Source organism: Cedecea lapagei (genome assembly GCF_900635955.1).
Lineage (GTDB): Bacteria > Pseudomonadota > Gammaproteobacteria > Enterobacterales > Enterobacteriaceae > Cedecea > Cedecea lapagei.
In genome coordinates this window covers 3,715,192-3,727,514 of sequence record NZ_LR134201.1, presented here as the reverse complement: position 1 = coordinate 3,727,514, position 12,323 = coordinate 3,715,192, and the positions used below count along the sequence as shown (strand labels likewise).

Genomic DNA, 12,323 nt, shown 5'->3' with positions numbered 1-12,323 from the left:
GAATGGAAACTTACCAGCCTTTAACCGCGCCGCCGTTAAAGACCTTGTTGGCCGCTTCGTTCACTTCGTCAGACTGGTATGCCTGAACGAATTTCTTCACGTTCTCTGCATCTTTATTATCTTCACGAGAAACGATCAGGTTCACATAAGGAGAGTTTTTGTCTTCAACGAAGATGCCGTCTTTCGCTGGTGTCAGGCCAATCTGGCTGGCGTAAGTGGTGTTGATAACCGCCAGAGCAATCTGTGCGTCGTCCAGAGAACGCGGCAGCTGCGGCGCTTCCAGCTCAACCAGTTTCAGATTTTTTGGGTTCTCGGTCACGTCCAGAACGGTAGGCAGCAGGCCAACGCCGTCTTTCAGTTTAATCAGACCTTCTTTCTGCAGCAGCAGCAGAGAGCGGCCAAGGTTCGTTGGGTCGTTTGGCAGTGCTACCTGGGAGCCCGGCTGCAGTTCATCCAGCGATTTGATTTTTTTGGAGTAACCGGCGATTGGGTAGACAAAAGTATTGCCTACGGAAACCAGCTTATAGCCGCGATCTTTGATCTGCTGGTCCAGGTATGGTTTGTGCTGGAAGGCGTTAACGTCGATGTCGCCTTTGCTCAGCGCTTCGTTTGGCAGTACGTAGTCGGTAAAGGTCACCAGCTCAACGTCCAGGCCATATTTCTCTTTGGCCACTTTCTGAGCGACTTCGGCAACCTGCTGTTCTGCACCGGCGATCACGCCGACTTTAATGTGGTTTGGATCTTTTTCTTCCTGACCGCAACCCACCAGGGCCAGAGAGCCAATCAGAGCGCCGACCGCGGCGAACGTTTTAAAGTTAAAAGCCATGTCCTTTTCCTTGTATGAATGCAGTTGTGTTTATTTGTGTGTAACAGCCCGGACGATGCGATCGCCAGAGAATTGAATTAAGTAAACGAGTACAACCAGCAGCACCAGTACGGTATTCATCACGGTGGCGTTGTAGCCGATATAGCCGTACTGATAGCCAATCTGGCCCAGACCGCCCGCGCCCACGGCGCCCCCCATAGCAGAATAGCCTACCAGGGTAATAAGGGTAATAGTGGCGGCATTGACGAGGCCCGGAAGCGCTTCCGGCAGCAGCACCTTACGGATGATTTGCAGCGGCGTTGCGCCCATCGCGCGTGAGGCTTCAATCAGGCCGGTAGGGATTTCCAGCAGGGCGTTTTCAACCATACGGGCAATAAACGGCGCGGCACCTACGGTCAGTGGAACGATTGCCGCCTGCAGGCCGATAGACGTACCCACGATGACGCGGGTAAAGGGAATCATCCAGACGAGCAGGATAATGAACGGGATAGAACGGAAGATATTAACTACCGCCGAGAGGCTGCGATATAGCTTAGCGTTTGCGCTAATCTGACCTGGACGAGTGATGTACAGCAAGACGCCTACGGGCAGGCCAATCACAAACCCGAAGAAACCGGAGACAAAGGTCATCGCTAACGTTTCATACACGCCGCGAGCCAGTAACCAAATCATTGCTTCAGACATAACCCAGCACCTCTACTTTCACGTGTTGCTCCTGCAGCCAGGCAATAGCCGCTTGCGTATTGTTTGGCTCGCCGTGCATTTCGCACAGCATGATGCCGAATTTCACGCCGCCGGCATAATCCATCTGCGCGCTGATAATGTTGCTGTTCACGTTGAAGGTACGTGCTGTTTCCGAGAGAAGGGGGGCATCGACCGACTGGCCGGTGAATTCCAGACGCAATAAAGGTACTGCGCTTTCTTTATTCTCTGCGCTCAGGCGCTGAGCGTAATCTTCCGGCACATCGAGGTGCAGCGTAGACTGGATAAACTGCTGGGCCAGAGGTGTTTTCGGATGGGAGAACACTTCGCTCACCGTATCCTGCTCAATAAGCTCGCCGTTGCTGATCACGGCCACGCAGTCACAAATGCGTTTTACGACATCCATCTCATGGGTGATAAGCAGAATGGTCAGCCCCAGCCGACGGTTAATGTCTTTCAGCAGCTCCAGAATAGAACGGGTAGTGGCGGGATCCAGCGCGCTGGTGGCTTCGTCGCATAACAGGACTTTGGGATTGCTTGCCAGCGCACGGGCAATCGCCACGCGCTGTTTCTGGCCACCGGAAAGGTTGGCAGGCCAGGCATCGTGTTTCTCACCCAGGCCGACTAAATCCAGCAGTTCGGTCACGCGGCGTTTAATCTCTTCTTTTGGCGTATTATCAAGCTCAAGCGGCAGAGCAACATTGCCGAATACGGTACGCGAAGAGAGCAGATTAAAGTGCTGGAAGATCATGCCAATCTGGCGACGGGCTTTAGTCAACTGGGTTTCAGAAAGCGTAGTCAGATCCTGACCATCAACCAGCACTGAGCCCTCGGTCGGGCGCTCCAGCAGGTTTACACAGCGGATCAGGGTGCTTTTCCCCGCACCGGATGCGCCAATCACGCCATAAATTTGCCCGGCGGGCACATGCAGGCTGACATTATTCAATGCCTGTATGCTGCGGTTGCCCTGCTGGAACACCTTGGTGATATTTGAAAGTTTAATCATTGAGTTATTTATTATCGTATATGTAAAAGCCGTGGAATTATCTGCTACCAGTAGCCGAAGTTACCGTAATCGATATGGATGTTAAGGCATCCAGACGTCTAAATCAATCGGGGAGTGAAGGACTGTTCTCTCCTTATTACTAAATCATGCGATACTAAGCGCAATTAACACGTTTCAGGAGTTTTCAAGTGGCACAGTCCGTACCCGCTATTTTTCTCGACCGCGATGGCACTATTAATGTCGATCATGGCTACGTCTATGAAGTTGACCGATTCGAGTTTATTGATGGTGTTATAGAGGCAATGCGCGAATTAAAAGAGATGGGCTTTGCGCTGGTGCTGGTGACTAACCAGTCGGGCATCGCGCGCGGGATGTTCACCGAGGCAGATTTTGAAAACCTGACCGAGTGGATGGACTGGTCGCTGGCAGACCGTGGTGTCGATCTCGACGGCATCTATTATTGTCCACACCATCCGGAAGGCAGCGTGGAAGAGTTCCGTCAGAATTGCGACTGTCGTAAGCCGCAGCCGGGTATGCTGATTTCCGCGCGTGACTTCCTGCACATCGATATGGCTTCTTCTTATATGGTTGGCGACAAAATTGAAGATATGCAGGCCGCTGCTGCTGCCATGGTAGGCACTAAAGTGCTGGTTCGCACCGGCAAACCAGTGACGGAAGAGGGTGAGGCTGCCGCGGATTTGGTGATAAATAGCCTTGCTGAGCTGCCAAAAGCCATCAAACAGCGCCAAAAATAAGCGTTACGATTAAAAAGTGCGCGGTCAGAAAGTTTTTTCAAATTAGGGGTTGTCAGGCTCTGAGAACTCCCTATAATGCGCCTCCACTGACACGGCAAAGCGGCTTCGAAAGCGGCTTAACAACACCGAAGTCAGTCAGACGAAAGCGAAAATAAACGCTTGACTCTGAAAGAGGAAAGCGTAATATACGCCACCTCGAGTTAGCAAGCGAAAGCGCGTAACTCACTGCTCTTTAACAATTTATCAGGCAATCTGTGTGGGCACTCGCAGGATTGATATCTCAGCATCTCCGGATGCAACAAAATATCAAGTCTTGAAGAGTGACTACTGATTTTATAAACAGTTTTAATTCTTTGAGCATCAGACACTTTTAAATTGAAGAGTTTGATCATGGCTCAGATTGAACGCTGGCGGCAGGCCTAACACATGCAAGTCGAGCGGTAGCACGGGAGAGCTTGCTCTCTGGGTGACGAGCGGCGGACGGGTGAGTAATGTCTGGGGATCTGCCTGATGGAGGGGGATAACTACTGGAAACGGTAGCTAATACCGCATAACGTCGCAAGACCAAAGAGGGGGACCTTCGGGCCTCTTGCCATCAGATGAACCCAGATGGGATTAGCTAGTAGGTGGGGTAACGGCTCACCTAGGCGACGATCCCTAGCTGGTCTGAGAGGATGACCAGCCACACTGGAACTGAGACACGGTCCAGACTCCTACGGGAGGCAGCAGTGGGGAATATTGCACAATGGGCGCAAGCCTGATGCAGCCATGCCGCGTGTATGAAGAAGGCCTTCGGGTTGTAAAGTACTTTCAGCGAGGAGGAAGGCATTAAGGTTAATAACCTTAGTGATTGACGTTACTCGCAGAAGAAGCACCGGCTAACTCCGTGCCAGCAGCCGCGGTAATACGGAGGGTGCAAGCGTTAATCGGAATTACTGGGCGTAAAGCGCACGCAGGCGGTTTGTTAAGTCGGATGTGAAATCCCCGGGCTCAACCTGGGAACTGCATTCGAAACTGGCAAGCTTGAGTCTTGTAGAGGGGGGTAGAATTCCAGGTGTAGCGGTGAAATGCGTAGAGATCTGGAGGAATACCGGTGGCGAAGGCGGCCCCCTGGACAAAGACTGACGCTCAGGTGCGAAAGCGTGGGGAGCAAACAGGATTAGATACCCTGGTAGTCCACGCCGTAAACGATGTCGACTTGGAGGTTGTGCCCTTGAGGCGTGGCTTCCGGAGCTAACGCGTTAAGTCGACCGCCTGGGGAGTACGGCCGCAAGGTTAAAACTCAAATGAATTGACGGGGGCCCGCACAAGCGGTGGAGCATGTGGTTTAATTCGATGCAACGCGAAGAACCTTACCTACTCTTGACATCCAGAGAACTTTCCAGAGATGGATTGGTGCCTTCGGGAACTCTGAGACAGGTGCTGCATGGCTGTCGTCAGCTCGTGTTGTGAAATGTTGGGTTAAGTCCCGCAACGAGCGCAACCCTTATCCTTTGTTGCCAGCGGTTCGGCCGGGAACTCAAAGGAGACTGCCAGTGATAAACTGGAGGAAGGTGGGGATGACGTCAAGTCATCATGGCCCTTACGAGTAGGGCTACACACGTGCTACAATGGCGCATACAAAGAGAAGCGACCTCGCGAGAGCAAGCGGACCTCATAAAGTGCGTCGTAGTCCGGATTGGAGTCTGCAACTCGACTCCATGAAGTCGGAATCGCTAGTAATCGTAGATCAGAATGCTACGGTGAATACGTTCCCGGGCCTTGTACACACCGCCCGTCACACCATGGGAGTGGGTTGCAAAAGAAGTAGGTAGCTTAACCTTCGGGAGGGCGCTTACCACTTTGTGATTCATGACTGGGGTGAAGTCGTAACAAGGTAACCGTAGGGGAACCTGCGGTTGGATCACCTCCTTACCTAAAAGATACAACCCGCGTAGTGCTCACACAGATTGTCTGATAGAAAACGAGCAGTAAAACCTTATAGGCTTGTAGCTCAGGTGGTTAGAGCGCACCCCTGATAAGGGTGAGGTCGGTGGTTCAAGTCCACTCAGGCCTACCAAATTTTCCCCTGTTCTGCGTTGCACCTCAGGCTCGCATACTTAAGTATGCGTCGCTAAGTTGCGCCTTGACCAGATGAAAATTCATGGTGATTCGAAGGTTTTACGAAATCGATGGGGCTATAGCTCAGCTGGGAGAGCGCCTGCCTTGCACGCAGGAGGTCAGCGGTTCGATCCCGCTTAGCTCCACCATCATTTCATGCACGACTCAATACTTCAGAGTATACCGGTGACGGTGTGCTGCGAAGTATTTGCTCTTTAACAATCCGGAACAAGCTGAAAATTGAAACGACACACTGTTTCTGTTCTCCGTAATAAGAACAGAATAGAGGTGTGTTCGAGTCTCTCAAATTTTCATAATCTGAAGTGAAACATCTTCGGGTTGTGAGGTTAAGCGACTAAGCGTACACGGTGGATGCCCTGGCAGTCAGAGGCGATGAAGGACGTGCTAATCTGCGATAAGCGTCGGTAAGGTGATATGAACCGTTATAGCCGGCGATTTCCGAATGGGGAAACCCAGTGTGATCCGTCACACTATCGTTAAGTGAATACATAGCTTAACGAAGCGAACCGGGGGAACTGAAACATCTAAGTACCCCGAGGAAAAGAAATCAACCGAGATTCCCCCAGTAGCGGCGAGCGAACGGGGAGCAGCCCAGAACCTGAATCAGTTTGTGTGTTAGTGGAAGCGTCTGGAAAGTCGCAGGGTACAGGGTGATACTCCCGTACACTAAAATGCACATGCTGTGAGTTCGAAGAGTAGGGCGGGACACGTGGTATCCTGTCTGAATATGGGGGGACCATCCTCCAAGGCTAAATACTCCTGACTGACCGATAGTGAACCAGTACCGTGAGGGAAAGGCGAAAAGAACCCCGGCGAGGGGAGTGAAAAAGAACCTGAAACCGTGTACGTACAAGCAGTGGGAGCCTCTTTATGGGGTGACTGCGTACCTTTTGTATAATGGGTCAGCGACTTATATTCTGTAGCAAGGTTAACCGTATAGGGGAGCCGCAGGGAAACCGAGTCTTAACTGGGCGTTAAGTTGCAGGGTATAGACCCGAAACCCGGTGATCTAGCCATGGGCAGGTTGAAGGTTGGGTAACACTAACTGGAGGACCGAACCGACTAATGTTGAAAAATTAGCGGATGACTTGTGGCTGGGGGTGAAAGGCCAATCAAACCGGGAGATAGCTGGTTCTCCCCGAAAGCTATTTAGGTAGCGCCTCGTGAACTCATCTTCGGGGGGTAGAGCACTGTTTCGGCTAGGGGGCCATCCCGGCTTACCAACCCGATGCAAACTACGAATACCGAAGAATGTTATCACGGGAGACACACGGCGGGTGCTAACGTCCGTCGTGAAGAGGGAAACAACCCAGACCGCCAGCTAAGGTCCCAAAGTCATGGTTAAGTGGGAAACGATGTGGGAAGGCACAGACAGCCAGGATGTTGGCTTAGAAGCAGCCATCATTTAAAGAAAGCGTAATAGCTCACTGGTCGAGTCGGCCTGCGCGGAAGATGTAACGGGGCTAAACCATGCACCGAAGCTGCGGCAGCGACACTCAGGTGTTGTTGGGTAGGGGAGCGTTCTGTAAGCCGTCGAAGGTGGACTGTGAGGTCTGCTGGAGGTATCAGAAGTGCGAATGCTGACATAAGTAACGATAAAGCGGGTGAAAAGCCCGCTCGCCGGAAGACCAAGGGTTCCTGTCCAACGTTAATCGGGGCAGGGTGAGTCGACCCCTAAGGCGAGGCCGAAAGGCGTAGTCGATGGGAAACAGGTTAATATTCCTGTACTTGGTGTTACTGCGAAGGGGGGACGGAGAAGGCTATGTTAGCCGGGCGACGGTTGTCCCGGTTTAAGCATGTAGGCGGAGCGTTTAGGTAAATCCGGACGCTTATTCAACGCTGAGGTGTGATGACGAGGCACTACGGTGCTGAAGTAACAAATGCCCTGCTTCCAGGAAAAGCCTCTAAGCATCAGGTAACATTAAATCGTACCCCAAACCGACACAGGTGGTCAGGTAGAGAATACCAAGGCGCTTGAGAGAACTCGGGTGAAGGAACTAGGCAAAATGGTGCCGTAACTTCGGGAGAAGGCACGCTGTCGCTAGGTGAAGGGATTTACTCCTGGAGCTGAAGGCAGTCGAAGATACCAGCTGGCTGCAACTGTTTATTAAAAACACAGCACTGTGCAAACACGAAAGTGGACGTATACGGTGTGACGCCTGCCCGGTGCCGGAAGGTTAATTGATGGGGTTATCCGTAAGGAGAAGCTCTTGATCGAAGCCCCGGTAAACGGCGGCCGTAACTATAACGGTCCTAAGGTAGCGAAATTCCTTGTCGGGTAAGTTCCGACCTGCACGAATGGCGTAATGATGGCCAGGCTGTCTCCACCCGAGACTCAGTGAAATTGAAATCGCTGTGAAGATGCAGTGTACCCGCGGCAAGACGGAAAGACCCCGTGAACCTTTACTATAGCTTGACACTGAACATTGAGCCTTGATGTGTAGGATAGGTGGGAGGCTTTGAAGCGTGGACGCCAGTCTGCGTGGAGCCAACCTTGAAATACCACCCTTTAATGTTTGATGTTCTAACGTAGACCCGTGATCCGGGTTGCGGACAGTGTCTGGTGGGTAGTTTGACTGGGGCGGTCTCCTCCTAAAGCGTAACGGAGGAGCACGAAGGTTAGCTAATCACGGTCGGACATCGTGAGGTTAGTGCAAAGGCATAAGCTAGCTTGACTGCGAGAGTGACGGCTCGAGCAGGTGCGAAAGCAGGTCTTAGTGATCCGGTGGTTCTGAATGGAAGGGCCATCGCTCAACGGATAAAAGGTACTCCGGGGATAACAGGCTGATACCGCCCAAGAGTTCATATCGACGGCGGTGTTTGGCACCTCGATGTCGGCTCATCACATCCTGGGGCTGAAGTAGGTCCCAAGGGTATGGCTGTTCGCCATTTAAAGTGGTACGCGAGCTGGGTTTAGAACGTCGTGAGACAGTTCGGTCCCTATCTGCCGTGGGCGCTGGAGAATTGAGGGGGGCTGCTCCTAGTACGAGAGGACCGGAGTGGACGCATCACTGGTGTTCGGGTTGTCATGCCAATGGCATTGCCCGGTAGCTAAATGCGGAAGAGATAAGCGCTGAAAGCATCTAAGCGCGAAACTTGCCCCGAGATGAGTTCTCCCTGACTCCTTGAGAGTCCTGAAGGAACGTTGAAGACGACGACGTTGATAGGCTGGGTGTGTAAGCGTAGCGATACGTTGAGCTAACCAGTACTAATGATCCGTGAGGCTTAACCTTACAACACCGAAGGTGTTTTGCGAGAGACGCAAGACGATTTTCAGCTTAGTTCAGGATTAAGTTGATGGTTATATGAAAATATAACGGTCAACGAACAGAATTTGCCTGGCGGCCGTAGCGCGGTGGTCCCACCTGACCCCATGCCGAACTCAGAAGTGAAACGCCGTAGCGCCGATGGTAGTGTGGGGTCTCCCCATGCGAGAGTAGGGAACTGCCAGGCATCAAATTAGAAGTATGGCACTGACCTTCGAGGCAGGTCACTACTCGACAGAGAGTAGGACAAAAGCGAAAGCTTTTGAACGTTGCGAAGCAACGGCCCGAAGGGTGAATCACAAGGTGATTCATAAACTGCCAGGCATCAAATTAAGCAGTAAACTGATGTAAAAATCAGTGGTTGTAGAAAAATTCGGTGGAGCGGTAGTTCAGTCGGTTAGAATACCTGCCTGTCACGCAGGGGGTCGCGGGTTCGAGTCCCGTCCGTTCCGCCACTTATTTAAGCCCTGAGTCATAGACTCAGGGCTTTTTTGTATTCAAAATTCATCAATCTAAGCAGCATTATTGCTGAATTAGCAAAAATCTTCTGCATTTATACGTCTTTTTCAACAAATCTATTCCCCTCATACTCTTCCTCATACAAACATGCACCCTATTATGAGGTTAAAAAATGGCAATTCCTGCATTCGGTCTGGGCACTTTCCGCCTGAAAGACGACGTTGTTATCGCATCGGTTAAAACAGCACTGGAGCTGGGCTACCGCGCGATAGATACGGCACAAATTTATGATAACGAAGCGGCGGTTGGCCAGGCGCTGGAGGAGAGCGGCATTCCACGGGAAACGCTGTTTATCACCACCAAAATCTGGATTGAAAATCTGAGCAAAGACAAACTGATCCCAAGCCTGAAAGAGAGCCTGGCAAAGCTGCGTACTGATTATGTCGATCTGACCCTGATCCACTGGCCATCGCCAGAAGATGCCGTGCCGGTTGCTGAGTTCATGCAGGCGCTGCTGGCGGCTAAAGAGGCTGGCTTGACCCGTCAGATCGGAATTTCGAACTTCACGGTTGAGTTGATGCAGCAGGCTATTGATGCCGTTGGCGCTGAAAACATTGCGACCAACCAGATCGAGCTGTCCCCTTACCTGCAAAACCGTACCGTTGTTGAGTGGGCCAGGCAGCATAACATCCATATTACGTCCTACATGACGCTGGCGTACGGTAAAGCACTGGCGGATGAAACCATTGGCCGGATTGCACTGAAGCATCAGGCCACCCCGGCGCAGGTGATTCTGGCATGGGCAATGGCTCTGGGTTACGCAGTCATCCCTTCTTCCACCAAACGTGCAAATCTGGAAAGCAATCTGCAGGCGCTAAGCCTGAAGCTTGATGCAGAAGATATGGCGGCGATTGCCGAACTGGAATGCAATGACCGTCTGGTCAGCCCGGAAGGGCTGGCACCGAAGTGGGATAACTGAGCCTGATTACGGCCCCTCGGGGGGCCGTTTTACCGCATCGCTCAGAAAATCAATAAAGGCGCGGATGCGGGTACTGACCGCTCGGTCGCTGTAGTACACCGCACTAAAAGGCATATTGACCGGCAAAAGCTTATCGGCAAGCACCTCAACAAACTCTCCGCTTTCAATCTCTTTATCAATCATAAAATCCGACAGGCAGGCGATGCCGTTCCCCGTCAGGCACAGCTGCTTAAGCGTCTCTCCGCTATTAGAAGATAACCCCGGCGCTATCTCAAAAAGCTGCCCATCTGCCTGCGAAATCGGCCAGCGATTAAGGGAAGAGGGTTCAGTAAAACCAAGGCAGACATGTTTAACCAGATCGGCCGCGGACTCTGGCGTCCCGTGGGCAGCTAAATATTCGGGTGAGGCAATAATCTTACGATAGCTGCTAAAAAGCGGGCGGGCACGCAGGCTTGAGTCGGTTAAATTGCCAACCCGGATCGCCACATCAACTTTGCGCTCGATAAGATTAATAAAGGTTTCCGACGATACCAGGGAAAGCGTCATTTCCGGGTAGCGTTCGCGAAAGGGTTTTATCAGCGGCATAAGCAGATGCAGCATCACCGGCGTGGCGGCATCAATACGCAGTAATCCTCTTGGCGTCTGCTTGCTTTCCATGACTTCATTTTCGGCAGCGGCCATTGCCTGCAAAATTTGCTGCACCTTTCTAAAATAGCGCTCACCTTCTTCCGTCAGGCTAAGCTGGCGTGTTGTTCGGTTAAGCAGGCTCACGCCCAGCTTCATCTCCAGTTTTTTAACCGTTCGGCTCACCGCTGAGTTAGCCTGCCCCAGCTGCTCTGCCGCCCGGCTGAAGCTTCCGCTCTCTACTACGGCAACGAAAATAGCAAGTTCTTCCGAGGTCGCCTTCATTGTTGCTCCACAAGCAAAATTCTATTGAGATTTTACATATTTTTGTTATTTAAGCATCCCGCCATACTACGTGTCATCAAAAGACACCTGTTATGGAGTAAATTATGCCTCTGGCACTTCTTGCACTGACGATCAGTGCTTTTGCAATCGGCACTACCGAGTTCGTTATTGTCGGTCTTGTACCGACGATCGCTGAACAGCTCGCTATCTCTGTCCCTTCTGCAGGATTGCTGGTTTCTATCTACGCTCTCGGCGTGGCGATTGGCGCACCTGTTCTGACCGCTTTAACCGGTAAACTGCCGCGTAAGCAGCTGCTTATCGGCCTTATGGCGCTGTTTACCGTAGGCAATGTGATAGCCTGGCTGTCGCCAAATTATGAGACGCTGGTTGTCGCTCGCTTGCTGACCGGTCTGGCACACGGCGTGTTCTTCTCCATTGGATCGACGATTGCCACAAGCCTGGTTCCAAAAGAGAAAGCCGCTTCGGCCATTGCCATTATGTTCGGTGGGTTAACGGTAGCGTTGGTGACCGGTGTGCCACTGGGGACGTTCATCGGGCAGCATTTTGGCTGGCGTGAAACCTTCCTGGCGGTGTCGGCGATTGGCGTGATCGCGTTAATCAGCAGTATGATCCTTATCCCAAAAGATATTCCTAATCGCGCTCTGGCTGGAATTAGAGAGCAGCTGCAGGTATTAACGCATCCGCGTCTGGTGCTGATCTATCTGGTGACCGCGCTGGGTTATGGCGGGGTATTTACCGCTTTCACCTTCCTCGCGCCGGTGATGCAGGATCTTGCCGGCTTTTCCCCTTCTGCGGTTAGCTGGATCCTGCTGGGCTACGGCGTATCTGTGGCTATCGGCAATATCTGGGGCGGTAAGCTGGCGGACCGCCACGGTGCCGTACCGGCCCTTAAATTTATCTTTGCCGCACTTGCCGCTCTGCTTCTGGTCTTCCAGTTCACCGCACACTCGCACGTTGCCGCGCTGCTTACCATTCTGGTGATGGGCGTCTTCGCCTTCGGCAACGTTCCTGGCCTGCAGGTCTACGTCGTCCAGAAAGCCGAGCAATATACGCCAAATGCGGTTGATGTTGCCTCAGGTCTGAACATTGCGGCATTTAACGTGGGAATTGCTTTGGGCTCTATTATCGGGGGCCAGACGGTGGAGAACTTCGGCCTGGCGCAAACGCCGTGGATTGGTGCGGTGATTGTAGTGTTTGCGCTGCTGCTAATTGGCTTGAGCGGCAGACTCGATAAGCAATCACGTGTTGCTATGGGCTAAATTCTACTTTCAGGAGCGTC

The 12,323-nt window shown here is 52.2% G+C and carries 7 protein-coding genes, 3 tRNA genes and 3 rRNA genes; 9 read left to right on the top strand and 4 right to left on the bottom strand.

Features of this window, described 5'->3' with window-relative positions:
* Positions 1 to 10 precede the first annotated feature (10 nt).
* From metQ to metN, 3 genes are read right to left on the bottom strand one after another with little or no spacing between them, the layout of a single operon-like run.
* Complete coding sequence (gene metQ / locus EL098_RS18180; protein WP_038475398.1) at positions 11 to 826, bottom strand: methionine ABC transporter substrate-binding lipoprotein MetQ; 816 nt, start codon at positions 824 to 826, stop codon at positions 11 to 13.
* Positions 827 to 856: 30 nt separating this feature from the next.
* On the bottom strand, positions 857 to 1,510 hold the full coding sequence (locus EL098_RS18175) for a methionine ABC transporter permease MetI (protein WP_126357478.1): 654 nt from the start codon (positions 1,508 to 1,510) through the stop codon (positions 857 to 859).
* A complete protein-coding gene (gene metN, locus EL098_RS18170) occupies positions 1,503 to 2,534 on the bottom strand; it encodes a methionine ABC transporter ATP-binding protein MetN (protein ID WP_126357477.1) in 1,032 nt (343 codons plus the stop codon). The genes EL098_RS18175 and metN overlap by 8 nt, the downstream gene beginning before the upstream one ends.
* Before the next feature lie 188 nt (positions 2,535 to 2,722).
* Between metN and gmhB the strand changes: the two genes are divergently transcribed.
* The 8 genes from gmhB (at position 2,723) to dkgB (ending at position 10,114) form a co-directional block, all read left to right on the top strand.
* The gene (gene gmhB, locus EL098_RS18165; protein WP_126357476.1) at positions 2,723 to 3,289 is read left to right on the top strand and encodes a D-glycero-beta-D-manno-heptose 1,7-bisphosphate 7-phosphatase; all 567 of its coding nucleotides are present in this window, start codon (positions 2,723 to 2,725) and stop codon (positions 3,287 to 3,289) included.
* Between the two features lie 372 nt (positions 3,290 to 3,661).
* A 16S ribosomal RNA gene (locus EL098_RS18160) occupies positions 3,662 to 5,203 on the top strand.
* Positions 5,204 to 5,271: 68 nt separating this feature from the next.
* Positions 5,272 to 5,348 (top strand) — tRNA-Ile (locus tag EL098_RS18155).
* A gap of 114 nt (positions 5,349 to 5,462) precedes the next feature.
* A tRNA-Ala gene (locus EL098_RS18150) sits at positions 5,463 to 5,538 on the top strand.
* Positions 5,539 to 5,734: 196 nt separating this feature from the next.
* Positions 5,735 to 8,643, top strand: a 23S ribosomal RNA gene (locus tag EL098_RS18145).
* 104 nt (positions 8,644 to 8,747) lie between these two features.
* Positions 8,748 to 8,863, top strand: a 5S ribosomal RNA gene (gene rrf, locus EL098_RS18140).
* Together the 16S, 23S and 5S rRNA genes with 3 tRNA genes alongside form the textbook arrangement of a ribosomal RNA operon.
* Positions 8,864 to 9,054: 191 nt before the next feature.
* A tRNA-Asp gene (locus EL098_RS18135) sits at positions 9,055 to 9,131 on the top strand.
* A 176-nt stretch (positions 9,132 to 9,307) separates the two neighbouring features.
* Positions 9,308 to 10,114 (top strand): 2,5-didehydrogluconate reductase DkgB, encoded by an 807-nt coding sequence (gene dkgB / locus EL098_RS18130; protein WP_126357475.1) that lies wholly within the window; start codon positions 9,308 to 9,310, stop codon positions 10,112 to 10,114.
* A gap of 6 nt (positions 10,115 to 10,120) precedes the next feature.
* On the opposite strand, the gene yafC is transcribed toward dkgB, so the two are convergent.
* Complete coding sequence (gene yafC, locus EL098_RS18125) at positions 10,121 to 11,023, bottom strand: DNA-binding transcriptional regulator YafC (RefSeq protein WP_126357474.1); 903 nt, start codon at positions 11,021 to 11,023, stop codon at positions 10,121 to 10,123.
* 104 nt (positions 11,024 to 11,127) lie between these two features.
* Here yafC and EL098_RS18120 point away from each other — a divergent pair, with 104 nt between their 5' ends.
* On the top strand, positions 11,128 to 12,303 hold the full coding sequence (locus EL098_RS18120; RefSeq protein ID WP_126357473.1) for an MFS transporter: 1,176 nt from the start codon (positions 11,128 to 11,130) through the stop codon (positions 12,301 to 12,303).
* The last annotated feature ends 20 nt before the right edge of the window (positions 12,304 to 12,323 follow it).

Coding starts and splice junctions, on each gene's coding strand:
- EL098_RS18175 (WP_126357478.1), bottom strand. CDS start 1,510: ATGTCTGAAGCAATGATTTGGTTACTGGCTCGCGGCGTGTATGAAACG.
- dkgB (WP_126357475.1), top strand. CDS start 9,308: ATGGCAATTCCTGCATTCGGTCTGGGCACTTTCCGCCTGAAAGACGAC.
- EL098_RS18120 (WP_126357473.1), top strand. CDS start 11,128: ATGCCTCTGGCACTTCTTGCACTGACGATCAGTGCTTTTGCAATCGGC.
- metN (WP_126357477.1), bottom strand. CDS start 2,534: ATGATTAAACTTTCAAATATCACCAAGGTGTTCCAGCAGGGCAACCGC.
- metQ (WP_038475398.1), bottom strand. CDS start 826: ATGGCTTTTAACTTTAAAACGTTCGCCGCGGTCGGCGCTCTGATTGGC.
- yafC (WP_126357474.1), bottom strand. CDS start 11,023: ATGAAGGCGACCTCGGAAGAACTTGCTATTTTCGTTGCCGTAGTAGAG.